At 44.2% G+C, this 25,038-nt stretch carries 21 protein-coding genes; 9 read left to right on the top strand and 12 right to left on the bottom strand.

What is annotated here, in order from left to right; all coding sequences use genetic code 11:
* The first annotated feature begins 66 nt into the window (after positions 1-66).
* A complete protein-coding gene (gene pheT / locus BK820_RS06070) occupies positions 67-2,448 on the top strand; it encodes a phenylalanine--tRNA ligase subunit beta (protein WP_071320409.1) in 2,382 nt (793 codons plus the stop codon).
* Positions 2,445-2,741 (top strand): integration host factor subunit alpha, encoded by a 297-nt coding sequence (locus BK820_RS06065; RefSeq protein ID WP_004813003.1) that lies wholly within the window; start codon positions 2,445-2,447, stop codon positions 2,739-2,741. Before pheT ends, BK820_RS06065 begins: the two co-directional genes overlap by 4 nt.
* Positions 2,742-2,845: 104 nt before the next feature.
* Here BK820_RS06065 and BK820_RS06060 read toward each other — a convergent pair whose 3' ends face one another.
* The 3 genes from BK820_RS06060 to trxA form a co-directional block, all read right to left on the bottom strand.
* Positions 2,846-3,133: a hypothetical protein gene (locus BK820_RS06060; RefSeq protein WP_071320408.1), complete on the bottom strand. Its 288-nt coding sequence runs from the start codon at positions 3,131-3,133 to the stop codon at positions 2,846-2,848.
* A 412-nt stretch (positions 3,134-3,545) separates the two neighbouring features.
* Positions 3,546-4,814, bottom strand: a complete 1,269-nt coding sequence (gene rho / locus BK820_RS06055; RefSeq protein ID WP_004812998.1) for a transcription termination factor Rho — start codon at positions 4,812-4,814, stop codon at positions 3,546-3,548.
* Positions 4,815-5,142: 328 nt separating this feature from the next.
* Positions 5,143-5,469 (bottom strand): thioredoxin, encoded by a 327-nt coding sequence (trxA, locus tag BK820_RS06050; RefSeq protein ID WP_004812997.1) that lies wholly within the window; start codon positions 5,467-5,469, stop codon positions 5,143-5,145.
* A gap of 264 nt (positions 5,470-5,733) precedes the next feature.
* Here trxA and ppx point away from each other — a divergent pair, with 264 nt between their 5' ends.
* Genes ppx through BK820_RS06025 form a run of 5 tightly spaced genes read left to right on the top strand, consistent with a single transcriptional unit; the run spans position 5,734 to position 10,855 of the window.
* Positions 5,734-7,254 (top strand): exopolyphosphatase, encoded by a 1,521-nt coding sequence (gene ppx, locus BK820_RS06045; protein WP_048881476.1) that lies wholly within the window; start codon positions 5,734-5,736, stop codon positions 7,252-7,254.
* A 30-nt stretch (positions 7,255-7,284) separates the two neighbouring features.
* Positions 7,285-8,109, top strand: coding sequence for an acetyl-CoA carboxylase carboxyltransferase subunit alpha (locus tag BK820_RS06040; protein WP_004812992.1), 825 nt, complete (start codon positions 7,285-7,287; stop codon positions 8,107-8,109).
* Complete coding sequence (gene tilS / locus BK820_RS06035; RefSeq protein ID WP_081409048.1) at positions 8,046-9,419, top strand: tRNA lysidine(34) synthetase TilS; 1,374 nt, start codon at positions 8,046-8,048, stop codon at positions 9,417-9,419. Before BK820_RS06040 ends, tilS begins: the two co-directional genes overlap by 64 nt.
* A 2-nt stretch (positions 9,420-9,421) precedes the next feature.
* Positions 9,422-10,252 (top strand): pyrroline-5-carboxylate reductase, encoded by an 831-nt coding sequence (proC, locus tag BK820_RS06030; protein WP_071320406.1) that lies wholly within the window; start codon positions 9,422-9,424, stop codon positions 10,250-10,252.
* Positions 10,253-10,285: 33 nt separating this feature from the next.
* Positions 10,286-10,855: a YggT family protein gene (locus BK820_RS06025; protein WP_071320405.1), complete on the top strand. Its 570-nt coding sequence runs from the start codon at positions 10,286-10,288 to the stop codon at positions 10,853-10,855.
* A gap of 272 nt (positions 10,856-11,127) precedes the next feature.
* Here BK820_RS06025 and polA read toward each other — a convergent pair whose 3' ends face one another.
* Positions 11,128-13,884 carry a DNA polymerase I gene (gene polA, locus BK820_RS06020; RefSeq protein ID WP_071320404.1) on the bottom strand — a complete coding sequence of 919 codons (2,757 nt, stop codon included), beginning with the start codon at positions 13,882-13,884 and terminating at the stop codon, positions 11,128-11,130.
* Positions 13,885-14,045: 161 nt separating this feature from the next.
* Between polA and BK820_RS06015 the strand changes: the two genes are divergently transcribed.
* Positions 14,046-16,748: a DUF2339 domain-containing protein gene (locus BK820_RS06015; protein WP_071320403.1), complete on the top strand. Its 2,703-nt coding sequence runs from the start codon at positions 14,046-14,048 to the stop codon at positions 16,746-16,748.
* A gap of 139 nt (positions 16,749-16,887) precedes the next feature.
* Here the strand turns inward: BK820_RS06015 and BK820_RS06010 are convergent, their stop codons facing one another.
* Both BK820_RS06010 and BK820_RS06005 read right to left on the bottom strand, forming a co-directional pair.
* The gene (locus BK820_RS06010; protein ID WP_071320402.1) at positions 16,888-17,811 is read right to left on the bottom strand and encodes a mechanosensitive ion channel family protein; all 924 of its coding nucleotides are present in this window, start codon (positions 17,809-17,811) and stop codon (positions 16,888-16,890) included.
* 9 nt (positions 17,812-17,820) lie between these two features.
* Complete coding sequence (locus BK820_RS06005; protein WP_071320401.1) at positions 17,821-18,642, bottom strand: DUF432 domain-containing protein; 822 nt, start codon at positions 18,640-18,642, stop codon at positions 17,821-17,823.
* A gap of 103 nt (positions 18,643-18,745) precedes the next feature.
* Between BK820_RS06005 and gspE the strand changes: the two genes are divergently transcribed.
* Positions 18,746-20,239, top strand: a complete 1,494-nt coding sequence (gene gspE, locus BK820_RS06000; protein WP_071320400.1) for a type II secretion system ATPase GspE — start codon at positions 18,746-18,748, stop codon at positions 20,237-20,239.
* 44 nt (positions 20,240-20,283) lie between these two features.
* On the opposite strand, the gene BK820_RS05995 is transcribed toward gspE, so the two are convergent.
* The 6 genes from BK820_RS05995 to BK820_RS05970 all read right to left on the bottom strand — a co-directional run bounded on the left by BK820_RS05995 (position 20,284) and on the right by BK820_RS05970 (position 24,836).
* Positions 20,284-20,676, bottom strand: a complete 393-nt coding sequence (locus BK820_RS05995) for a DUF4951 domain-containing protein (protein WP_071320399.1) — start codon at positions 20,674-20,676, stop codon at positions 20,284-20,286.
* A gap of 193 nt (positions 20,677-20,869) precedes the next feature.
* On the bottom strand, positions 20,870-21,295 hold the full coding sequence (locus BK820_RS05990) for an organic hydroperoxide resistance protein (RefSeq protein ID WP_004889864.1): 426 nt from the start codon (positions 21,293-21,295) through the stop codon (positions 20,870-20,872).
* Positions 21,296-21,397: 102 nt separating this feature from the next.
* Positions 21,398-22,222: a carbon-nitrogen hydrolase family protein gene (locus BK820_RS05985; RefSeq protein WP_071320398.1), complete on the bottom strand. Its 825-nt coding sequence runs from the start codon at positions 22,220-22,222 to the stop codon at positions 21,398-21,400.
* Positions 22,223-22,246: 24 nt separating this feature from the next.
* A complete protein-coding gene (gigB, locus tag BK820_RS05980; RefSeq protein ID WP_004812973.1) occupies positions 22,247-22,765 on the bottom strand; it encodes an anti-anti-sigma factor GigB in 519 nt (172 codons plus the stop codon).
* Between the two features lie 112 nt (positions 22,766-22,877).
* Positions 22,878-23,846: an RsbU family protein phosphatase GigA gene (gene gigA, locus BK820_RS05975; protein WP_071320397.1), complete on the bottom strand. Its 969-nt coding sequence runs from the start codon at positions 23,844-23,846 to the stop codon at positions 22,878-22,880.
* A 102-nt stretch (positions 23,847-23,948) separates the two neighbouring features.
* Positions 23,949-24,836 carry an MlaA family lipoprotein gene (locus tag BK820_RS05970; RefSeq protein ID WP_071320396.1) on the bottom strand — a complete coding sequence of 296 codons (888 nt, stop codon included), beginning with the start codon at positions 24,834-24,836 and terminating at the stop codon, positions 23,949-23,951.
* Positions 24,837-25,038 lie beyond the last annotated feature (202 nt).

The following is a 25,038-nucleotide window of genomic DNA, read 5'->3' as shown; positions in this document are numbered from 1 at the left end:
CTCCGCCTTTCTTAAAGGGGGAGTTAGAGGGGGATTCTAGAGATTTGAATTACAGGTTTTATATCAATGAAAATTAGCGAAAATTGGCTACGCACATGGGTTAACCCAGCCATCGACAGCGAGAAACTTTCTGATCAACTGACCATGCTTGGTCTAGAAGTTGATGACTTATCTCCAGCAGCAAAACCATTTACAGGTGTTGTTGTAGGTGAAGTTCTGACTGTTGAACAGCACCCGGATGCAGACCGTTTACGTGTAACTACCGTGAATATCGGTTCAGGTGAACCACTCCAAATCGTGTGTGGTGCGCCAAACGTACGTGCAGGTATGAAAGCGCCAGTTGCTACCATTGGCGCGGTTTTGCCGGGCGATTTCAAAATCAAGAAGGGCAAACTTCGTGGGATCGAATCCCAAGGTATGCTGTGTGGTGCGTCTGAAATTGATTTAGAAGACAAAATTGATGGTCTTTTAGAATTACCAAACGATGCACCTGTAGGCGTGAATATTCGTGAATATTTAGACTTAGATGACAACGTGATTGACATCAGCATCACACCAAACCGTGGTGACTGTTTCAGCATTCGTGGTATTGCACGTGAAATTGGTGTGATTAACCAATTGCCAGTGACTGCGCCAGAAATTCAAGAAGTGGCTGCAACTATTGCTGATGAAAAGAAAGTGGTGGTGTCGACTGAAGGCTGTCCACGTTACTTGGGTCGTGTGATCAAAAACGTCAATACCAAAGCGCCAACCCCGGAATGGATGGAGCGTGCGCTTGCTCGTTCGGGTATCCGTCAACACAGCATTTTGGTCGACATTACCAACTATGTATTGATCGAGCTAGGTCAACCGTTGCATGCATTTGATGGTGGCAAGGTTCAAGGTGCAGTTCACGTTCGTCAAGCAACAGCCGGTGAAAAGCTGGTGCTATTAAATGAACAGGAAGTTGAACTGAACGAAAAAGTGATGGTGATTGCTGATGATGAAAAAGCATTGGCAATTGCAGGCATCATGGGTGGTCTGTCTTCATCTGTAACGGATGCAACCACTGAGATCTTCCTGGAGTCTGCATTCTTTGCACCTTTACACATTGCAGGTCGTGCGCGTAGCTTCGGTTTACATACGGATGCTTCTCAGCGTTATGAGCGTGGTGTGGACTTTGAATTGCCAGTGATGGCAATGCACCGTGCGTCTCAGCTGATTGCTGAACTTGCAGGCGGTGAGTTTGGTCCAATTACAGTTGCAGAAAATCCAGCAGTATTGCCTAGACGTGAAGCAATTGAACTTGAACAGGCACAAGTAGATCAACTTCTGGGTTATAAAGTTGAATCAGACTTCATTACCGATGCGTTAACGCGTTTGGACTGTGAAGTGACTGTGAAAGCAGAAGGTCAATGGTCTGTGGTACCACCGTCACACCGTTATGATATGGCAATCTACCAGGACTTGATCGAAGAAGTTGCACGTATTCATGGTTATGACAATATTCAAATCAGTTTGCCTGTGATTGATGTCAAACTTGCAAAATACCAGGATCAGTTCGAAGTGGCTCAGCTTCGTCAGACTGCGGTGACTTTGGGTTATCAAGAAGCGATCAGTTTTAGCTTTGCTGACTTGAAACTGGAAAAACAGCTCAACCCTGCAGTAAATCCATTAGCATTGGCAAACCCGATTTCAAGTGATTTAGCGGTAATGCGTTCAACCCTGTTATCAAGTTTGATTCCATGTGTGCAATATAACGTCAATCGTCAGCAAAACCGCGTACGTTTCTTTGAGCTAGGTCTGCGTTTCGATTATCAGGATGCTGCATCGATTCATGACCTGAAACAGATTCCAACTTTTGCCCTGATTGCGACTGGTTCACGTACCAATGAATCATGGCATGGTAAGCCACAGCCAATGGACTTCTTTGACTTTAAAGGTGATGTGGAAGAAATTCTGGCAGCAGCTCGTCTGAATGTTGAATATGTTCGTTCAGAGCGTGCATGGTTGCATTCTGGTCAATCTGCTGAAATTATGGTTAATGGTCAGTCGATTGGTTATTTAGGTCGTTTACATCCATCACTTGAAGATGAGCTGGATTTGGCAACCATTTGGGTCGCTGAACTCGATCAAAAAGCCGTTTTGCAAACTTATGTATCTAATTTTACAGAATTATCACGTTTTCCGTCGGTTCGACGTGATATTGCGCTTTTAATTAGTGATAAGATTAATGTTAGCGAAATTCAGAGACTTATCGAAAAGACTGGTGGTGAGCTCCTGGAGTCAACCTGGTTGTTCGATGTGTACACTGGACAAGGGGTAGAAGAAGGCAAGCGTTCTCTAGCATTTGCTCTTCTCTGGCAGCATCCAACCCGCACCCTGGAAGATGCTGAAATTAAATCAGGCATGGATAATATCCTGCAAGTGTTAGAAAACACTTATCAAGCGACATTGAGGGCTTCATGACAGCACTAACTAAAGCAGAGATGGCTGATCATTTAAGTGAGCTCACGAGTTTAAACCGTCGTGAAGCAAAACAAATGGTCGAATTGTTCTTTGATGAGATTAGCCAAGCGCTAATTTCAGGTGAGCAAGTCAAACTATCAGGTTTCGGTAATTTTGAGTTGCGTGACAAGCGTCAACGTCCAGGCCGTAATCCGAAGACTGGTGAAGAAATTCCGATTTCTGCACGCCGGGTCGTAACCTTCCGTGCGGGACAGAAGTTCCGTCAACGTGTGGGAACTGAGCAGGTCAATTGATCTGCTTTTTTTCTTGATAGAGATTGTCTGTAGAAATTTCGATTTTTATAGGCATAAAAAAAGAGAGCCATTGGCTCTCTTTTTCGTACTGAATAATCGTTAGATTATTGAGCAGCAGCTTCAGAAGCAGCAGTAGCGTCAGCAGCAGCGTCAGTAGCAACTGCAGCAGCAGCGTTAGCTTCAGCAACAGCAGCAGCATCAGAAGCAGCAACTTCAGAAGTAGCTTCTACAGCAGCAGCGTCAGCAGCAGCTTCAGCTTCAGAAGCAGCTTCTACAGCTTCAGAAGCAGCTTGGTTAGCGTCAGCAGCAGCATCTTCAGTTTTTTTAGCACAACCAACGAAAGCTAAAGTAGTAGCAACTGCAGCAGCAATAGCGATTTTTTTGAATAACATGGCATCACTCTCTAAAAATTGAGATTAAAAAAAACCGACGTTAGCCTGTTATGTGCTTTTATTATTCCTAATTTTGTTAGGTACTAACAACGCAGGAGCAGTCTAACTGGTCTGCAAATATGCTATCACTGCGCATTTTTAATTGCTACAGGGCAAGTTCAAAAAAGTGCAAAAAACGCATGAAATTCATGGTTTTTTTAACAGAAAATAACAATTAAAGGAAAGACTTATATGGGGTAAAGGCGATTTAAGCCCCTAAAACTTATACAATTTTTCTTACCATTATTTTATTAATCATGAACTTGCAAATAAGTTTACAAATTATCGTGGACTTTGTTTCTTTGTGTAATCAATGTCAACCCGAATAAAAAAGGTCATCGTTTTAGATGACCTTTCTATAATTTTTGAGGACTTAGTTAGATGCCTTGCGCTTCATCTGATCGAAGAAGTCATCATTGGTCTTGGTTTCTTTCATGCGATCAAGCAAGAATTCCATTGCCGCCAGTTCGTCCTGGGTATGTAAAAGCTTACGCAGAATCCAGACTTTACGCAGATTATCTTCTGACATCAGACGTTCTTCACGACGAGTGCCTGATTTCTTGATGTTCATTGCAGGGAATACGCGTTTCTCAGCAATGCGACGGTCAAGCGTGATTTCCTGGTTACCTGTACCTTTGAATTCTTCGTAGATCACTTCATCCATTTTACTGCCGGTTTCAATCAATGCAGTAGAAATAATGGTCAGTGAGCCGCCTTCTTCGATATTACGAGCCGCACCGAAGAAACGTTTTGGACGTTCAAGTGCATGTGCATCCACACCACCTGTCAATACCTTACCAGATGAAGGAATTACAGTGTTGTAAGCACGTGCCAGACGGGTAATTGAGTCAAGCAGAATCACCACGTCTTTTTTATGTTCAACCAGACGTTTGGCTTTTTCAATTACCATTTCAGCCACTTGTACGTGACGCGCCGGAGATTCATCAAAGGTTGAAGCGATAACTTCACCACGAACCGTACGTTCCATTTCCGTTACTTCTTCAGGACGTTCGTCAATCAGCAGTACAATCAGGAAACATTCAGGGTTGTTACGAACAATCGACTGTGCAATGTTTTGCAGCAACATGGTTTTACCCGCTTTCGGTGGTGCAACGATAATAGAACGCTGACCTTTACCGATTGGGGCAACCAGATCGACTACACGCGCTGTCAAATCTTCAGTGGTACCATTACCCAATTCCATGACCAATTGCTCAGTTGGGAATAACGGGGTTAAGTTTTCAAACAGAATCTTGTTGCGAGAGTTCTCAGGCGTGTCGTAGTTAATCTGGTTCACTTTTAAAAGTGCAAAATAACGTTCACCTTCTTTCGGTGGGCGAATGGTACCAGTAATAGTATCGCCTGTACGAAGGTTAAAACGACGGATCTGGGAAGGGCTGACATAGATGTCATCAGGACCTGCCAGATAAGAGCCTGCCGCAGAGCGTAAGAAGCCAAAACCATCTGACAGAATTTCCAAAACGCCATCACCAAAAATCTCTTCACCATTCATCGCATGGCGCTTTAAGATGGCAAAAATAATGTCTTGCTTGCGGTTACGGGCCATGCCTTCTAGGCCCATAAACTCGGCAATCTTGATGAGTTCGCCAATCGGTTTTTTCTTGAGTTCGGTTAAATTCATAGGTGGTCGGATAGAATCAAAGTTCTGAGGTACAGGTTAGAAAGGGAGTAACATTCGGCCGCATACAAGCATTCAAACGACAGCAATTGAATTTGTACAAGAACAATTCAGAGGTTTGTTTGATTGTTTCAAAGAGAAATGTGAAAAAACAATTTCTATTGCCGAGCGGCATCTTATGTATTGTGTCTTGTAAGAAATTGACAGGATTTAGTATTCCTGATCTCTTGAATGAGCAATATAAGAGAGAAACAGGCGTTTGTCAATTTATTCTAGGCGAAAAAAATACGCGATATCTGATCACGTATTTTTATCTTTAAAACAGCGTTGATTAAATATTTTCTTCAATGAACGCTGTTAATTTAGATTTAGGTGCTGCACCAACTTGAGTCGCAACCACTTCACCATTTTTGAACATCAATAAAGCTGGGATATTACGAATGCTATAGTTCACTGCAGTGGCTTCGCAAGAAGTCACATCAACTTTTACGATTTTTACTTTACCTTGGTATTCGTCAGCAAGTACTTCCAGTACAGGAGCAATTGCTTTACATGGCGCACACCAGCCAGCCCAGAAGTCAACCAATACAGGAACGTCTGATTGAAGAACGTCTGCTTCGAAGTTTGCGTCAGTAGTATTTACGATGTTGCCAGACATGGAATGCTCCAGAAAATAATTTTTTAAAGATGGCTATAATTCTTAGTATTACATAGCCTTCTTCAACAATGTAGGGGAATATGCAAATTTTCAACCTATATTGTCAATTTGTCTAATGGATGATCACGATAGAGATAATCGTGTAACACAATTGTCACATAGAAAGAAAAAATTAAAAGGGAGTAAATTGTCGATACAAATGGCTTTTAAATTGCATGGTTGTGAATTACTCTAAGCACAATTCGTTAAAGGTTTATTTCTGGAATGTCTGACTTTTTGATTGATGAAGAATTACTTGCCGCCATCGATATGGGATCAAACAGCTTTCATTTGGCCATTGCTCGAGTGGACCACGGCGAAGTCAAAAAAGTGGCATCAATGTCAGAAAAAGTTCAGCTTGCAGCAGGTCTGGACGAAAATAAGAATTTGACTGAAGCTGCGCAGCAACGTGGTCTAGCCTGTCTGGCGCGTTTTGTGGGGCGGTTGGGTTCGGTTCAGCCCAACCGTTTACGTATCGTGGCGACCAATGCCTTGCGTCAGGCAAAAAATGGCCATGAATTTATTCAAAAGGCAGCAGAAATTTTACCGAAACCCATCGAAATTATTGCCGGTCGAGAAGAAGCCCGTCTGATTTATCTGGGGGTGTCGCATACCATGGCCAATAGTGGCCGTCGTCTGGTGGTAGACATCGGTGGGGGCTCGACCGAGCTGATTATTGGTGAGGAATTTGAACCGATTCATACCGAATCCGTGCAGATGGGTTGTGTTGCCTTTACCAAAGCTTATTTTGAAGATGGCGATATTAATCAAAAGGCCTTTGATAAAGCTGTCACGGCGGCACGTAAAGAAATTTCCGGTATTGCCAATACCTATAAAGCAGCAGGTTGGGATGCTGTGGTTGGTTCGAGTGGCACCATCAAAGCCTGTCGCCAGATCTGTGTCAATATGGGCTGGAGTAACGAGCGCGAGGAGTTGACGCGTGAAGGCCTGGAAAAAATCAAAGATAAATTGCTCAAATATAAACATGTCACGGACATGGAGTTTGAAGGCCTTAAAGAAGACCGCCGTGCGGTGTTGCCAGCAGGAATTGCCATTCTGTATGCCGTCTTTGATGTTCTGAATATTGATTACCTGACCTATTCTGACGGGGCATTACGTGAAGGCGTGATGTATGACCTGCTCGGGCGTTTCCAGCACGAGGATATTCGTGACCGTTCTGTGCATGCCTTGATGGGGCGTTATAATGCCGACACCAAACAGGCAGAACGTGTGGTAAAAACCGCGCAAAAACTGTTTGATGATGTGAAACAACCTTTAGCTTTAAATAGCGAAGACAGTGATCTGTTACGTCGTGCAGCTTATCTGCATGAAATTGGTCTGGCGATCAGTCATAGTGGTTATCATCGTCATGGGGCTTATTTGTTACAGCACTCGGACATTGCCGGTTTCTCGCAAGTCGACCAAAATCATCTGTCACATTTGGTCGCACATCATCGTCGTAAATTGCGCGCTGATGCCAGGATAGATGTCAACAAAGTCGGTGGTTCTCGACTTTTGTACCTGTGTTTACTGCTTCGTCTGGCGGTTTTGGTCAATCACAGTCGTAGCGATGAGATGCTTCCTGCCATTGAACTGAAGGTGAAGAATGCGCAACAATGGCAACTCAGCGTAGCCGGTGATGCCCGACAATGGCCTTTACTGGTGGCTGAACTGCATGATGAACAGGTGCAGTTTAGGAATTGGGAAATTGATCTCGAAATTCAGTCTGAACAATTTGTTGATTAACACCTTTATAGGGATGAAAACGGTTAACCTATGAAAAATAAAGCGACTCCATCAAAAGCATGGAAGACCGTGCAAATTGCACGTCATCCTGAACGTCCACAATTCCTGGACTACGTGGGTGAAATATTCACTGAATTTGATGCTTTACATGGTGACCGTCTCTATGGTGATGATGGTGCTATGATTGGTGGTCTGGCGCGTTTTGACGGTCAGCCTGTGATGATTGTTGGCCAGCACCGTGGCCGTAGTACCCGTGAAAAATTACAGCATAACTTCGGGATGGCGAATCCTGAAGGTTACCGTAAGGCACAACGCCTGCTCGATATGGCAGAGCGTTTTAATCTGCCTGTATTTACCTTTATTGACACGATGGGCGCTTATCCAGGCGTAGGTGCAGAAGAGCGTGGTCAGGCTGAAGCGATTGCTACAAGTCTGGCACAGTTGTCTAACCTGAAAGTACCGGTAATTGCGACTGTACTGGGTGAAGGTGGTTCTGGTGGTGCACTGGGTATTGGGGTGGCAGACCGTGTAGTGATGCTATCTCATAGTATCTATTCTGTGATTTCACCAGAAGGCTGTGCATCGATCCTGTGGAAAACTGCGGACAAAGCTGAACAAGCCAGTGAAGCATTGGCACTGACTGCAGAAAAATTGCAGCATATGGGCATTGTGGAATATGTAGTAGATGAAGGTGAAGGCGCTCATTTAAATCCTGATCAGGTAATGCAAGACCTGAAAGCAGTACTGAAAGAAGCGCTGAATGAACTGCAACCGATGGAAGCCGAGGCACGATGCGAAGCACGTTACCAGCGTTTAATGAAGTTTGGCAGCGACAATTTAGGTCTGGTTTCTTAAAACAGCTGCAGGACTTTCCTGCAGAGACAAAATTTCTCATCGGATGCAGTGGCGGCGTGGATTCCATGCTGTTACTGCATCTGATGTTTTTTTTGTGCCCGGAAAAAATCCGTGCGATTTATGTCGATCATCAGCTGCAAAGTGGTAGCGCTGAATGGGGTAGATTTGTTCAGCATGAATGCCAAAAGCTGAGTATCCCCTGTATTGTCCAGCCAGTTATTGTGGCACAAGGTAATCTGGAAAATCAGGCACGGGAAGCACGTTATCAGGCCTATCTGAAGCATCTACAGTCCAATGAAATTCTAGTTCTTGCGCATCATCAGCAGGATCAGGCAGAAACACTGATGCTGCGTTTGCTATTTGGGGCAGGAGTCGATGGTCTGTCTGCCATGAAGCGGGTAGATATACGAGAAGATTTAACCATCTGGCGTCCACTTTTGGATATTTCCCGTGAGCAGATTTGCCAATGGGCCGCTGACCTGAATATTCAGAATATTGAAGATCCGAGCAATCAGAATAATGATTATGATCGTGCCTGGGCACGTCAGATTTTGTGGCCGCTATTAAGTGAGCGCTTTCCAAAAATGCAGGCAGCTTTAGCTCGGACCACGGATCTGATGCAGGATGCTCAGGAAATCTTGCAGGATGTATTGCGACAGGATACAGCTGTTTGTATTCAAGATAATATTTTAGACTTATCTAAATTTTCTGAACTGTCTTTGGCACGCCAGCGCCAGCTGCTATCTAATTGGATGAAAGGGGAAGGACAGTACCGGCCTGCACTGGATATGGTGCAGCGCTTACAACGTGAAGTCATTCATGCCCGTGCAGATGCCCAGGCGGCATTGCATTGGCAAGGTTTTTATTATGTGCGTTATCAGCAGCTGGTCTATAAGCTCAGTAAAGAAATTTATCTGGCAGGTCAACAGCCATTTTCTGGCGAACAGCAGATGATTTTCAGACTTCAGGATCGTATTGATCTGCCTTCAGGACAGTTTCAGATTCAGTCTGCAGCAATCGGTCTATCATTGGATTTATTGAATCAGCACTTGAAACTGACACAGCGCCAAGGTGGCGAAAAGATTCATTTATATGGACGAGTCGGTTCTTGGCCACTCAAAAAAGCCATTCAGGATGCGCAAATATTTCCATGGATGCGGCATACAATTCAAATATTAAGCATAGATGATGTTATGCTAGGCGTGTTTACGCCCAAAGGATTTTGGTTGGCTGAATCTGCCTATTGTGAGGTGGAGGGGTGGCAGCCAGTTTCAGTCTCTTCAATTTCAGAACACAAAGACGAGCATTAAAAATGAGTGCAGCTTTAAATTGTAATATCAGTTTCATTGGTGGTGGTAACATGGCTCAAGCCTTAATTGGTGGCTTGATTGCACGTGGTTTACCAGCGACCCGTATTACAGTTTCTGATCCAGTCGAAAAAGTACGTTTACTGCTTGCTGAAAAAGAAGTGAATGTTACTGATGATAATATTGCTGCAATCAAACATGCCGATATTGTGCTATTTGCGGTGAAGCCACAGGTGCTAGCGGATGTGCTTAAACCGCTGCAAGGTTTGTTGGACGGTAAATTGGTTATTTCCATTGTAGCAGGTGCTGAAATTGCGACTTTGTCTAGCTTACTTGGTACCGATCGTATTGTTCGTGTGATGCCAAATACACCAGCATTAGTACAGACTGGCGCGCATGGTTTATTCGCCAATGCAGACATGAGTACAGCAGACCGTGAGCTGGCGAGTCAGGTTTTAGCTTCAACCGGCCTGACAATTTGGGTAAACTCTGAAACGCAAATTGATGCTGTAACGGCGGTTTCTGGCTCAGGTCCGGCTTATTTCTTCTATATGATGGAAAGCATGATCCGCGCAGGTGTGAATCTGGGACTAGATGAGAAAGTGGCGACTGCATTGACCTTGCAAACTGCATTAGGTGCAGCGCAAATGGCAATTACCAGTGCAAATACACCAGCTGAATTACGTAAAAATGTGACTTCACCGAATGGTACGACTCAGGCTGCACTTGAAGTCTTTGATCAGGCCCAGATTTCTCAAAACATTCAGGCAGCTCTGGCTGCTGCTGCAAAACGCAGTCAGGAGCTCGCTCAAGAGCTTAGCGACAGCAGTAAGTAAATTTTCAAATTTAATATTTAGGAACCTTCAGGTATGGGTGCAAATTCTGCGCTAATTTTTGGCATTATCATTAACGTCGCAATTTTGCTCGTATTTTTCCGCTTCTTAATACAGCTGGCTTCGGTAACTCCTTATAATCCAGTGGTACTTTCGACTGTAAAGGCTACCAAGATTGTAGATGTATTTAGTCGTATTCTGCCAACCTTGGCAAAGGGGCGGGTAAATACTGCCGCGCTGGCATTATTGATGGTGCTGTATTTGCTGAAAATATTTGGCATGATGTACCTGTCTGGTGGTATGCCAAATGGTCCAATTCATTTGTTAATACTGACTTTTGTGACCATGATTCAGGACCTGATCCGTTTCTGTCGTTATCTGATTTTCGCGACCATCATCTTGAGCTGGGTGGTGATGTTTACTCAATCCCGTTCACCTTATATTGAAGTGGTTCAGGAACTGGCAGAGCCATTATTGGCACCATTCCGTCGTATCATGCCGAATATCGGGATGATTGACCTGTCTCCAATTCTGGCGATTCTGGCACTGATGGTGGTTGATCTGATCATGCGTGAAGTGGCCATGGTGTTGTTGACTGGTTTCTAAGATTTAAGAATATAAAAAAGGACGCGTAAGCGTCCTTTTTTATTTGTTATGAATTTCAAAAGAGGTTTTACCTCTTCCTACCTCTCCTGAGAGGAGAGGTAACTTCCTGGAAATTTTATCTCTGAGAAGTAATAGTCTTCTTTATCTTAAAAAGAGAAGAAGGAATTGGTAAGACTATTCATGGTAATTAATTAGGTGTAACTTCCTCTCCCTTGGGGAGAGGGCTAATATAAATCTCCTGAAACTCCTCTGAAAGAGGGGTTCAAAGCACTTTAGTGCGCTTCATCCCAATTCTTGCCTTTGCCTACCTCTACCAGTAAAGGCACAGAGATCTGCACTACAGACTGCATTACTTCAGCCAGCTTAGGTGCCAGTTCGTCAGCAATCGCTTCATCAACTTCAAATACCAATTCATCGTGGACTTGCAGCAGCATTTTGGCCTGGTCTTTTGGCAACATCTTGTCGACTTCAATCATCGCCATCTTGATGATATCGGCAGCTGAACCTTGCAGTGGGGCATTGATTGCAGCACGTTCAGCAGCTTTACGTATCATCATATTGCGCGCATCAATATCCGGAGTATACAAACGGCGGCCAAGAATAGTTTCCACGAAGCCCTGTTCCAGCGCAACCTGACGGGTACGCAGCATATATTCATAAATACCCGGATAACGGTGGAAATATTGCTTGATGTATTCCTGTGATTCCTGGCGGGTGAAACCAAGCTGACGAGTCAAGCCAAACTCGGACATCCCGTAAAGCAGACCGAAGTTTACTGCTTTGGCTTGGCGACGTTGATCATTGGTCACATCTTCCAGGGCAATACCGAGGACTTCTGCCGCGGTACGACGATGGACGTCCTGACCGTGAATAAAAGCATCCACCAGTGCATCATCCTGAGACAAATGTGCCATCAGACGTAATTCAATTTGGGAATAATCGGCTGCAAGTAAAATACGACCCTCTGGCGCGACGAAGGCTTTACGGATCTGACGGCCAATTTCTTCACGAATTGGAATATTCTGCAGGTTTGGGTCGGTTGAGGATAAACGACCGGTTGCAGTTAGTGCCTGATGATAGCTGGTATGTACACGATGAGTATTATTATTGGCCTGTTTACAGAGCCCATCAGTATAAGTACTTTTCAGCTTGGACAGACCACGGTAGTTCAGAATTAGCTCGGCAATTGGATGCTCAAGCTTTTCCAGAATGCTTTCGCTGGTGCTGTACTGACCTGTTGTGGTTTTCTTGCCACCTTTTAGCCCCAGCTTATCAAACAGGATTTCACCAACCTGTTTCGGTGAGCTGACATTAAAGGATTCACCCGCCATTTCTTCAATCTGCTGTTCCAGATTTTTCATGGTCTCCGCAAAGTCACAGCCCAACTGATCCAGGAAAGCCAGATCTAGCTGAATGCCATTTTCTTCCATGCTGGTCAGCACACGGGCTACCGGCATTTCAATATTTAGCAGGATGTTGAGCAGTTCAGGATGTACTTTGAGTTTTTCATGCAGCACTTCATACAGACGATAAGTGACATGGGCGTCTTCTGCAGCATAGTGTGCTGCAGTTTCGATCTCAATCTGGTTAAAGGTTTTCTGTTTCGCACCTTTACCGGCAATCTGTTCAAAGGTCGTGGTCAGGTGGCTTAAATAAAGCCGTGCTACGTCATCCATACCGTGACGGGTTGCCACTGAGTTCAGCACATAAGACGCCAGCATGGTATCGAAGTACCAGCCTGCCAGCTGGATTCCATGATTTTCTAGGACATGTGCATCATATTTCAGGTGATGGCCAATTTTCTGAATATTGTCGTCTTCCAGAATGGGTTTGATTTGCGCAAGGATGGTTTCACGATTTAACTGTTCAGGCGCATTCTCATAGTCATGTGCCAGCGGTACGTAATAGGCATCCTCTGCATCAAAAGCCACCGAGAAGCCCACGATTTGAGCAATACGATAATCCAGACTGGTGGTTTCAGTATCAAAAGCAAAACGTTTGGCAGTATTTAAACGATTAAATAAAGCATCCCAATCTGCCTGATTCAGCACGGTGTGATAAGTCGCCTGTCCCAGTTGATCATCGCTGCTGGTCAATGACGCATGATCTTCTTCTATTAGCGCTACAGGTTTGGTTGTAATCGACTGAACTACTTGCTTGTAATTGCTATTGTTCGGATTGTTTGGATGATCCAGAGATTGCAGTTGGTTACGGAATTCAAGCTCGGTATAGAGTTCGCGTAGTTTGGCAACATTTGGCTCAGCAAGTTTTAAATCATCATAACCAAAGCTCAAATCCAAATCGATTACAATACTGGCCAGCTGATGATCCAGCGTAATGCCTTCAACATTGTCTTTGATATTTTGTCCAACTTTGCCTTTGATCTTGTCAACATTTTCCAGAATGCCGCCAATTGAACCATATTCATTCAGTAATTTGGCTGCGGTTTTGGCACCGACGCCAGGTACACCCATAATGCCATCTGAGGCATCGCCCATGAGAGTCAGGTAATCGATAATCTGATTTGGCCAGACCCCAAACTTTTCAAATACACCATTTACATCAAGTGGCTTTTCTTTAAAGCTGTCTTCCAGGGTTACTTTTTCTGTCACCAGCTGAGCCATATCTTTATCACCCGTAGAGATCAGTACTTGATGTCCCATGGCTTCAGCACGTTTTGCCAGTGTGCCGATAATATCATCGGCTTCTGCGCCTGGCAGGGCGTGTAGTGGAATTCCTAAGGCTTTGATCAATGCGTGCAGATAGGGAATTTGCTCGGCAAGCTCGCTCGGCATGCTTGGGCGGTCACCCTTATAGATGGGTGACAGTTCATGACGAAAAGTGGGTTCAGGGGTATCGAAAATCACCGCCATATGTGTAGGCTGGACACGGCGCATCAGTTTTTGAATGGCAGAAATTGCACCACGAATTGCATTGGTGTGTAAACCGGTTGACGTGGTTAACGGTGGCAGTGCGTGAAAGGCACGAAATAAAAAGTAAGAGCCATCGACCAAGACAAATGGTGGCATGTATTCAATTCCTTATTCAAATAATAGCGTTATTGTACGTGATTTTTAGCGTGCCCGCTGAGCAAGTCTGTGGCAACAGCTTAGCGAATAATGACCGAAGATGAAATAACCGGCAGCGGCATGTTGTATGATGGAGTGGTATGGGACTGGAAAATATAAGAATGACAACAGGGCAAAATGAATTACGCATGATGTGGCTGATCAGCCTGGTGATTGTAGGCTTGAGTGCCTGGTATCTGGATTACGAGATTGTCAGCTATTTATGTGGGCTCGGTTTTCTGATAAGTGTAATGCAGTATGTCAATGCAGTGCAGCAGTCACTTGAAGAGATCACTGCTGAACATCAGTTGTCTATTTCTGGTTATTCTAAAGTTCCATTATATATTTCTTCCCTGATTGCCATTGTGGGAGGTGTCATCGACCTGAAATGGTTGATGGGGCTGGGCGTCACGGCCTGGATTTTCTTCCTGTTTCGATGGTTGAAACGAATAGAGCTGTCATTGCAACAGTTGCAGCATCGTATTCACTCGGTGCCAAGTCAGGACACTTCAAATTCTCAGCCAGTTCCACTGCCAGCCTTTCAGCAGCCGGCTCAAGTTGATCATGCTTCACCGGATTTAATTGATCAGATCCAGCGCTGGATTTTTCAAGGCAATCCGGTGCTTAAAGCTGCAATCGGGATTCTGGTTGTCGGAATTATCCTGTTACTACGTTTTGCAACGGAGCATTGGCAAATCAGTCTGGCAATGAAATTGGGCCTGATTGCTTTGGCAAGTATGGCTGTTGCTGGGCTGGGCTATTGGTTGATCGAGAAAAACCGCAGTTTTGCGCTGGCACTTGAGGGTCTGGGATTAAGTGCGCTGTTTCTGACCTTATTCTTTGCCTATTACAATCTGGTCATTCCTGGTCTGTTGATGGCATCAGTGCTATTTGTGCTGATTATGGCCATGACGCTATATCTCAGTTTTAAGCAGAATAGTTTTGAATTGACGGTGATGGCGCTGTTAATTGCCTATATTGCACCATTTACTTTGCCTGTACGGGATGCCACAGCTGTAGAGCTGATTGCTTATTATCTGGTCATTAATATCGGAGTAGCAACGCTGACCAGCTTAAAACCCTGGAAGACGCTGAATCAGATTGCCTTTTTGGTCACTGCGATTTTTGGGGGAATCTATGCGCTGATTCATGGCTACACTTCTGAACGCTATAGCATGACTGGCTTGATTCTGGCACATAGTGCTGTGTTTATCTGGCTGGGATTTCGTTTTAGTCAGTTACTCGCTAAAGATGACCTGGGCAGGTTCCAACTCAAACCGATTCTGGACATTGCCCTGATTTTTGCCGCGCCAATTACAGCCTATATTTTCCTGTATCTGATTCATTTTAATGAACGTACATGGCAGGCAGGACTGAGCCTGATTTATGCCGTAGTATTCGCAGTTTGCTGGTTAGGATCGCGGCGCAGTCATACCCTGAATATCATTGCCAATAGCTATCTCAGTCTGATGCTGATTTTTATTGCCCTGATTCCACCAATTTTGCTGGAAAGTGAATGGAGCGTAGTGGGCTGGGCCGTAGAAGGTGTATTAATTTATTTCTGGGCTTTGGAAAAGAATCTCAAAGTTGGGCAATATTTGAGTATGGGCTTACTGATCATGGCTGGGCTGAGCAGTCTGTATTATCTGGTTGAGTTGAATCCAACACCACGACACATCTTCTGGATACTGAGTGGCTGTTATCTGGCGGTGCTCCTGATTAGCCAGTTCAAAGAGCGTTATATCCAGCAACTAGATGGGCTGAGTACTGGCTTCTTGAGCTTACTCAGTTTCTCCGCCAGCCTGATGCTGTTTGCCTTATTGGAAGACGAGTTCACTTCGCCAGATGCCTATATTTATAGTCTGGCTACAGTTGCACTGATTTTTGCTGTTCTTAATGAAATTATCTTCAGAAAAAATCAGGACTGGAGCTGGCTGGTGCCAAAATGGTGTGGCTTAACGCCATTGGTTTTTGCTGGTGTGGTTCTGGCAATTGATCATAGTGAAAATGGTATACTGATTTGGGAGAGTCAATTTGCCCGGAGTATCTTTGGATTATCCACCTTATTGTTAGCCTGGCAATGGCTGCGACCAGCCTCAGGCTTGCTGCTTTCAAAAGAATGGGTGAGTTTGGGAGCTCTAGTGAGTCTGACTCTGGCAAGCCTATGTCTGATTCCGAGTATGCCCTATATCAGTATGGTGATTTTGCCATTAGGTCTGTGTTTCTGGTCTTATAAACAATCTGCGGACTCTGCTTGGCCGATGCTGTGGCAAAGCAACAGTACCTTGATTCTGATGGCAGCCTGGTTGTTGTGTTCACAGCTGCTCAGTCAGCAGGCCTTTAAGTTCTATTTGCTTCCTATTTTAAATCCTTTTGATCTGGTGAGTATTGCCATGTTGGTCAGCTTCATCTGGATGCTGCTGCAACAAATTAGGGCAGGGCGAGATAAAGGAATGATGGCAGTACTCATGGTACTGAGTTTACTTTGGCTATCCAGCTATACTGTATTGCGTGCCTTGCATATGTATTTAGGAACGCCGTTGAACAGTTTGGAAGTGTGGAGTAATGCCACAGTCCAGTTGAGCTTGACCATTTTATGGGTGTTATTGGCTTTTGCAACGATGTGGATTGCGGCATTGAAAGCCCTGAAACCGATGTGGATTCTGGGTGGTAGTATTCTGGTGATTGTAACCTTAAAACTGGTGCTGTTTGATCTGTCTCATATCGGGACCTTAACTCGAGTATTATCCTTCTTGCTGGCAGGAGGGGTGATGTTGTTGATTGCTTATGTTGCACCAATGCCGGATGGGGAGAAGAGGGTTTGAATCTAAATTAACTACATTTGAGCGTTAACTTAATCTCCCCCAAACCCTGAACAAGCTTTAAGCAATGTGCAAGGAAAAGAGCGGCTTTTTATGACAATTCCTCTCTTTGTAAAGCGAGGTTAGGAGGGATTTAAAAAAGTTATTTTAAATCCGGCTCCCTCTTCAATTCCTTCTCATTGGCATATTGATCAACATCTTCATTTTCTAGCGGACGCGCAAGCGGATGATCTACAAAGCCCATTTTTGGTACAGGAATCTCAATATGATTTTCCAGGAAACCATTACGAATGCGTTCCTGCATTTCATCACGAACTTTTAAAAAGTTTTCACCTTGGCACCAGATTGCAAACAGTAATTCAATGGATGATTCCCGGAAAGCAGTTACTGTCACAGCTGGTTTTGGATCGGCAAGCACCATTGGATATTTGTTTGCTACATCTAGCAGCACTTCACGAACCTTGATAATGTCTTCATGGAAATTAATCGCCAATGTGATCGGAATTCGCCGGATCGGAAATTTGGACAGGTTGTGTACCGGGGCACGGATCAGTTGCTCATTCGGCAACCGGACATAGATGTTATCCTGGGTTAATAATTTGACTGAGAGCAGGTCAATCGAAATCACTTCACCTTCAATGGTATGCCCACGAATCAGGGTAATCTGAATGGTATCACCAACTTCAAAAGAACCTTCACCAATCAGGAACATACCGCTGATCAGGTTAGATGCTGAGGTCTGAGATGCGAAACCCAGTGCAACTGTCAAAATACCTGCTGCACCTAAGAAGACACTGAGCTTAAAGCCAGCTTCCTTTAAGCTGGCCATGACAAACAGCAGGAAAATGAAGTAAAAAATCCCACGACGCCAGACCATTTGCTGATGGGCGTTAAAGCGTAGACCAATCGTCCGGATAAAGGCATTCGAGAAAAAACGTGCAATTAAAAAGCCAATAAAACACAGTACGATTGCGACAGCAATTTCTGTCAGCCGATCAGTATTGATACTGGTAAATACGCCTTTCAGGCTATTGGTGACTTCAGCAGAAATACTTGAGTTTGCCATTAGCCGTCCTTAAAAGAATGAATCAAACATATTGAACAGATTGCCTGCAGGGTCACGTGGCGGATGCAGATAGTCCACTTCACCGGCATGTGGTGGGGTACGGTTTTCAATCCGAATTCGAGGTGGGCGATCCAGACCTTCATGCAGGACTTTAATTTGCGAGGTCCAAAGACGTCCCGTGCTGGCACTGAAAAACAGTGGTAGGGCGGGCACGGGTACATTCATACGGTCAAAGCGCAGTTGCTGATTACTGGTATTGTGGAATTCAATTGGGGTTACAGCACGAAATGCACGCGGCGTCAGCTGTTTTAGCTCAGTACGACCATCGACTGCTGTGGCATAACAAATTTCTCCAGAACGATGATTCGGGCCAAACCAGGTATCTTTGGGTAGAATTACCGGAACATCAAAAATTGGATCTCGCTGTCCATCGACAAAGCCGGCAATCCACAGTGGCGTACTGATATATAGGGTTCCGCGTTGCCCGGCAGGAATATAAATGGGATCGACGGGTTTGATTACTACAGAACGATCTGCCAGACGAGGCATGAGTCGCAGTTTACTTTTGGTGGACTTGAACATATAGCGTTCAATTTTCACTGGCTGGGGAAAGGCAAAATGGGGATCTTCGATCTGGTACCATTTCTGCTCATAGTCAAACTGTACCACAGGGCGGTAATACTCCAGACGCCATTCCTGCAAGCCACGTGTCAGACGGAACAGCAGCGAACCAAATTGCCAGGCTTTGGACTCATTTATTTCAAAATTCTGTTCCCCCCACCAATGAATAGAGGGCTGAGCAGAGGAAAAATCAACTTGATCGTGTGGCAATGCGGCTGTCCTTTCGTACTAAATCTTTCTAAACATACTTCACGCTGTCATGTGCTTAGAGTACACTCAATTTAAATTTTTTCACTATTATTATAATTCTACGATGCAAGTACTGAAACAATTACAAATCCCTTATAGTTTTGCCAAACGCCATGGGGTGTTGTTGCGTTATGAAGGGGATCAGGTCTTTATCGTCCGTCGTGATAATACCTCGATGCTTGCATTGCAGGAAGCACGCCGTTTTTTGGGCCATCCTGCCAAGTATCAGCTCTGCAATGATCACGAATTTAGCCAATTACTCAGTAGTAGTTTCGCTGGAGACAGTGGCGAATCACAACAAGTCGCAGCTGGTCTGGAAGATCATCCAGATTTGCTTAGTCTGGCCGATTCTGTCCCTGAAGCTGAAGATTTAATGGATCAGGAAGATGATGCGCCGATTGTCCGCCTGATCAATGCCTTACTTTCAGAAGCAATCCGTGTGGGTGCTTCCGATATTCATATCGAATCCTTTGAGAAGAAACTTTCAGTCCGCTTGCGGGTTGATGGTCAGTTACGCGAAATTGTACAGCCACGCCGTGAACTGGCACCGCTGTTAGTCTCGCGGATTAAAGTCATGGCCAAGCTGGATATTGCGGAAAAGCGTATTCCCCAAGACGGTCGTATTTCGTTGCGCCTAGCAGGGCGTGAAGTCGATGTCCGTGTTTCTACCTTGCCATCTTCGTATGGTGAGCGCGTGGTAATGCGTCTATTGGACAAACAGGCCGGTCGCCTGAACATGACCCATTTGGGTCTAATGAATAATGATTACGATCGCCTCAAGACTTTGGTACATCGTCCACATGGGATTATTCTAGTCACTGGCCCAACTGGTTCGGGTAAAACGACGACACTGTATGCAGCACTTTCCGATCTGAATGATGGTTCCAAGAATATCCTGACCGCGGAAGATCCGGTCGAGTATCAATTGGAAGGTATTGGGCAGACGCAGGTAAATACCAAAGTGGATATGACCTTTGCCCGTGCTTTAAAAGCGATGCTGCGTCAGGATCCCGATGTCGTCATGGTGGGTGAGATTCGTGACCTGGAGACAGCAGAAATAGCAGTACAGGCTTCTTTAACAGGTCACCTGGTTTTATCAACCCTGCATACCAATACTGCAATTGGTGCAGTAACCCGTCTTAAAGATATGGGGATTGAACCTTTCTTATTATCCAGTTCGCTGATTGGGGTGGTTGCTCAGCGTTTGGTACGTACTCTCTGTTCACATTGTGCGACCTGGCATGTAGCGGATGAATTTGAACAAGGTCTATTTGCCCATGTCCATAATGGGACACAATTAGAATTACCACAGCCAAAAGGTTGTGAACGCTGCTCACATACTGGCTTTGCTGGTCGAACTGCGATCTATGAAATTGTCCCGGTAGATGATCATATGCGCCGTCTGATTCATGGTAATGCACCAGAATACGAGTTAGAAAGCTACGCACGTCAACAATCTGGTTCTATTCGTGATGATGGCTTACGTAAAGTGCTGGCAGGTAAGACGACGGTGGAGGAAGTACTGCGGGTCACCAATGAAGCAGCAGAATTAGCTTAATGATAGAACTATTAAAAGTAGCCAGTTGGGCTGCTTTTAATAGCTTACCACAAGCTGATAATTTTCTTCATGAGTTGGGCGCGCAATGGAGCGGTCGGATTGCCGGCATTGCGTTGAGTCTCATTTTTATAAAAATTTTGCCAGGTTTTCGCTATTTCTACAGTTAAACCCGCCTGTTTCATCTTTTCAACATCAGCTTTACTCACATGATTCAAACGTGTTTCTGCATCTTGAGGACCTGTGCCCCAGCCAATTACACCTTGACCAAACTCAGGTAGGCTCACGTTATGCGGTGTAGGAGGGATAGCGAGTCGATTAATATCTGGATTCACCAAGGATTTAACTTGAGGGTGAATTTTTTCAGAAACTTGCACATCTGCAAAAGAGGAGATCGGGATACTTAAAAACAATGTGCTGAGGAGAAGAGGTTTTAACATTTAAATAAAGCCAGCAATAAATGCAAATAAGAATCATTATATATAACTATATGTCTAATTGTTATCTTTCTGAAAGAGGAAAATACAAACTGGTGTTTAAAAAGTAGAAGATTAGCTGGCTAAGAATTGAATTTTTATACTGGATCAAGACTATCCTGAAAAACAGATTTTTCAGGATAGCGTCTACTGAGCCTTAAGTAATCACATTTAGCGTGACATCAATATTATTACGGGTGGCATTAGAATATGGGCAGACAATGTGCGCAGCATCCACCAGTTTTTGAGCTTCGTCCTGATCCATACCTTCCAGATGAACATTTAGGGTAACTTCAATACCAAAGCCAGTTGGGATCGGACCAATCCCTACCTCACCTTCAATATAAGCCTCTTTACTCATATTCAGTTTGTCTCGATTAGCCACAAATTTCATCGCCCCTAAAAAGCAGGCTGAATAGCCAGCAGCAAAGAGCTGTTCAGGATTGGTACCACCGCCTGGACCACCCATTTCCTTTGGTACTGCGAGTTGTATATCCAGCAGTTGATCATCCGTAGTAACCCGACCATCGCGGCCACCTGTTGCTTTGGCATGGGCGGTATAGACAGTTTTTTCTAACGACATGATATGAATCCCTGTTATTTTTTCATGGAGTTTCTATGCTCGATGATTTTTAAACAGGAATAAGCAGGGATTTTGTTATTTTATGCAGGAAAATCGCAAACTTTAAAACTGGATCAATTTTCGATGTTGCATCAATGGCATGGACTCACGGACTTTATGCTGTTCATTTAAATCAAAATCTACCGTGATCAGCTGAGCACCTTCCGTATGTACCATATTCAGTACCTGACCGCGGCTATTGGTGGCTGCAGTATGTCCCCAAGTCTGACGTTTTTCTCCATGCCAGCCCTGTTGTGCAGCGCCAAGCACAGCACACTGAGTATCCATGGCACGTGCTTGTAGAAGTAACTGCCAATGCATTTGACCCGTGGTATAGGTAAAAGCAGAAGGGGCAGTCAGAATATTGGCGCCTTGTTGACGTAAAGTCAGTGCCAATTCAGGGAAACGCAGGTCATAACACACCATCAAGCCAATATTGCCAAATGGGGTTTTCGCAACCACGACATCTATACCTGGTTCAAAGAATTTGGACTCCTGATAGCCACCGACAGCATCACCCACTTGCACATCGAATAAATGAATCTTGTCATAACGTGCTTCAGTACGTTCCGGGCTAATGCACAGGCTTACCGTACGGACACGACCATCTTCAATGACTGAACCATCCGGGCGATACGGACAAGGCAGGGTGCCAGCAATAATCCAGATCTGATATTGATGTGCCAGTTTTTCGAGGCGTTGCTGAATGTCTTCAAACTGCGCCGCAGTTTCGCGTTGTTTTCCGGCAGCAAAGCAGACAAAATTTTCAGGAAAGACGATCAGTTCAGCACCATTGGTTTTACTCTGCTGAATCAAGGATTCTATCGTTCTGAAATTGTCTTCAATTTCATTCTGAGAATTCATTTGTACAACAGAGAGTAAAGTCATCGTTTCCTTCCTGGAAAATTAAGATTAAATATTGGGTTCGGACACCTTATCGAGATTGTCCTGTTCTTTTTGCAGCTGTTTAACCAAAGGTTCGAACATATTTTTGTTGCTTTCATTGAGTTTCATCAATGTCTTATGCGCATCCAAGACCGTAGTGAGCATATTACGATGCGTTACATGCTCTTCGATCAGGGCACGGGTGCAGACATGCGAATCTCCACAATAGTTCAGGATTACAAATACCTGTCCCAGACCCATACTATTGGCCAGAGTGGTAATATCTGAATTGGTAGAGAGCATGACAGCCTGGATATGATGCACTTGTTTCAGCTTCAAACCCAGTTTCGCAAGAACACCGAGTACAGTACTGTCAATAAAACTGGTTTCAGTTAAATCAACGATCGCACCAACGACATTATCTTGCTGTTCAATTTTGTTCAGTAACTTGTCTAGACTTATACAAGATTGTGCACGCACTTCGCCAATAAGCTTAAAAATATGCGTTCCATTCAAACTTGCATATTCAACATGACCTGTTGACATATAAATGCCATTTGCAGAGAAGGATATTAAATTATCCCATAGGGTAGTTTGATACTCAAGTAGCTGAAGGTCTGAGTTAATTTAAGTATCTATTAAAGCAATAATTATATTACTAATTCATACGTATGAAGCTAAGGAAGGCAATATCGTCTGCCACATGCTCCGGCGCTTGAAAAGATTGATTTTGCAAGTGATAGACCAGCTGTGCAAACTGTTCATTCAAACCGCCATCAAAGGGTTCCAGGGCACCATCCGAACATAAAATGAATCGGGCATGACGTTTCAGGACGAATTCCTGTTCATCTACTTCCAGTTCTTCGGTCAGCCCGAGTGGAAAACTACTGGTCGATAAAATTTTGGGTGCCTGATTGGGTTCAAAAATAATAGGCGGTGGATAATGCCCGGCACTGGACCAGCGCACCACATGAGTTTCAAGGTTTAAAACCCCAGCAATCATGGTGATATGCTTTTCAATATTTTCCTGAACCAGCATGCCATTCAGCTTTTTGATCAGTTCACGTGGCGATTTGGAGCGACCATGAAAAGCTGCCATCCATGATGTAAGTAAACTACTGGTGACACCATGTCCAGACACATCAGCCAGATAGAACATCACTTCTTTGTCGCTAATTTTCCAGTAATCGTACCAATCACCAGAAAGATAAGCGGAAGGCTGAAAATATGTTTCTACCTGATAGTTGAAAAGCTCAATCGGGTTGGGAAGCAATCTTTGTTGTAACTCTGCTGCGGAAGGTAAGTCGCGACTATCCTGGTTTCTTTTATATTGTGCATCAATTTTTTGTAAAGCGAGGAGAGGCTGAGCTGGGAGTCTGTTCCATATCCACCCGGCAAGAGCGCCTTGTTCCCAGGCTTGAGATAGTTCAGCTCCTTCATTTTCCAAAGCCAGGACAATGGTAGGAAAATTCCATTGGTATTTCAAATAGTCATGCACATCAGAAATTGCAAGAATAGTCTGATCATACAACTCATGATCTTCAAGACCAATCATCTGCACATCTGGAAGCGTGTCAAGGACTTGATCAAGATAAGGAACATCACGAGTCGGCTGAATAAAATACATAAGGAAATGAACTAATCCCAAATTTGTTTATTAGATGTACTATAACAAGCTATTGATTACCGGCGAATCTTTTTCACCGATAATCTTGCTGAAATTATTTACTTAAAAGGTTGGTTCTGTCGAATCGCTCTGATCTTCATCAAACTCATCTTCAAATTCATCATCTATATCAGTGAATAGACTCTCAGATTCCACGCCTTTCTTTTCAGCAATTGCATAACTGGTACGTTGCAGATAAATGTCACGAATCTGTGCATAACGATCACCAGTCAATACCCCTTCGACGTCCAGTATTTCAGAACGAGTGTCGATAACACGCAAAGACTGGTCACTCCAGTAAAGTCCGTCATTATCATCAAGAATATATTTTTGTGGACGAGCCTGGCTATCTACAGCGCTACCAATTACCCCGCGGACAGAGCTTGGACCTAAAAGTGGCAGCATGATATAAGGGCCAGAAGGCACTCCATAATAACCTAAAGTAATTCCCAGCCTTTCATCTTCATGACTCAAGCCCAGGCGACGGGCAGGATCTGCCAAACCTAGAGTCGTTAGAGTATTAATGGTAAAGCGGCCTAGGGACTTGGCAGCCCGTGCAGGACGACCTTGAATTAACTGGTTGACTACATTCCAGGGTTCACCCAGGTTATTACGGAACTGAGTATAGCTGCCGCGAACATCTTTCGGAACCTTTTCCACATATTGTACGGCTACAGGTCGTAACACGTTGCGGTCAATGACATCGTTAAATTGATAGATCTTTCTATTTAGTGGCTGAAAGGGATCTTTAACTTCTTCAGCCTGTGCTGCTCTGGCATCGACCTTCAATTGTGTCTGTAATTGTTGCGCCTTATTGGAAATTTTTGTTCTAAGGGGCGTTTTTTCAGGCTCATTTTCTAGATTTTCCACATCGGTAGTCACCTCAGCAAAAACCTGTGCAGTTGAAGCTAAAGAAAATAAACATAGAGTTAAGTAAATAGAACGATGCATAAGGTAACCTGAGGCCTTTTCCGGGTAAGTAGCACTACTTATTAATATGAAAATAATAAACGTTATATTCAGGAATAAACATCATTTAAGCAAATTTGTATAAAAAATGAAGGAAAACACACGAAAAGATTAAAAAATACACATGTGGAGAGATTTTTTTAAAAAAGGTGTTGCAAGCCCTCTGAAATGCTGTAGAATGCAC

Source organism: Acinetobacter sp. LCT-H3 (assembly GCF_001866125.1).
GTDB lineage: Bacteria > Pseudomonadota > Gammaproteobacteria > Pseudomonadales > Moraxellaceae > Acinetobacter > Acinetobacter schindleri.
This window is presented reverse-complemented; position numbering and strand designations above follow the sequence as displayed.

Coding starts and splice junctions, on each gene's coding strand:
- BK820_RS06015 (WP_071320403.1), top strand. CDS start 14,046: ATGACAACAGGGCAAAATGAATTACGCATGATGTGGCTGATCAGCCTG.
- proC (WP_071320406.1), top strand. CDS start 9,422: ATGAGTGCAGCTTTAAATTGTAATATCAGTTTCATTGGTGGTGGTAAC.
- BK820_RS05995 (WP_071320399.1), bottom strand. CDS start 20,676: ATGTTAAAACCTCTTCTCCTCAGCACATTGTTTTTAAGTATCCCGATC.
- polA (WP_071320404.1), bottom strand. CDS start 13,884: ATGCCACCATTTGTCTTGGTCGATGGCTCTTACTTTTTATTTCGTGCC.
- pheT (WP_071320409.1), top strand. CDS start 67: ATGAAAATTAGCGAAAATTGGCTACGCACATGGGTTAACCCAGCCATC.
- BK820_RS06060 (WP_071320408.1), bottom strand. CDS start 3,133: ATGTTATTCAAAAAAATCGCTATTGCTGCTGCAGTTGCTACTACTTTA.
- BK820_RS05970 (WP_071320396.1), bottom strand. CDS start 24,836: ATGCATCGTTCTATTTACTTAACTCTATGTTTATTTTCTTTAGCTTCA.
- gspE (WP_071320400.1), top strand. CDS start 18,746: ATGCAAGTACTGAAACAATTACAAATCCCTTATAGTTTTGCCAAACGC.
- rho (WP_004812998.1), bottom strand. CDS start 4,814: ATGAATTTAACCGAACTCAAGAAAAAACCGATTGGCGAACTCATCAAG.
- BK820_RS06040 (WP_004812992.1), top strand. CDS start 7,285: ATGAAAAATAAAGCGACTCCATCAAAAGCATGGAAGACCGTGCAAATT.
- BK820_RS06010 (WP_071320402.1), bottom strand. CDS start 17,811: ATGGCAAACTCAAGTATTTCTGCTGAAGTCACCAATAGCCTGAAAGGC.
- BK820_RS06065 (WP_004813003.1), top strand. CDS start 2,445: ATGACAGCACTAACTAAAGCAGAGATGGCTGATCATTTAAGTGAGCTC.
- gigB (WP_004812973.1), bottom strand. CDS start 22,765: ATGTCAACAGGTCATGTTGAATATGCAAGTTTGAATGGAACGCATATT.
- BK820_RS05990 (WP_004889864.1), bottom strand. CDS start 21,295: ATGTCGTTAGAAAAAACTGTCTATACCGCCCATGCCAAAGCAACAGGT.
- trxA (WP_004812997.1), bottom strand. CDS start 5,469: ATGTCTGGCAACATCGTAAATACTACTGACGCAAACTTCGAAGCAGAC.
- gigA (WP_071320397.1), bottom strand. CDS start 23,846: ATGTATTTTATTCAGCCGACTCGTGATGTTCCTTATCTTGATCAAGTC.
- tilS (WP_081409048.1), top strand. CDS start 8,046: ATGCGAAGCACGTTACCAGCGTTTAATGAAGTTTGGCAGCGACAATTT.
- BK820_RS06025 (WP_071320405.1), top strand. CDS start 10,286: ATGGGTGCAAATTCTGCGCTAATTTTTGGCATTATCATTAACGTCGCA.
- ppx (WP_048881476.1), top strand. CDS start 5,734: ATGTCTGACTTTTTGATTGATGAAGAATTACTTGCCGCCATCGATATG.
- BK820_RS05985 (WP_071320398.1), bottom strand. CDS start 22,222: ATGACTTTACTCTCTGTTGTACAAATGAATTCTCAGAATGAAATTGAA.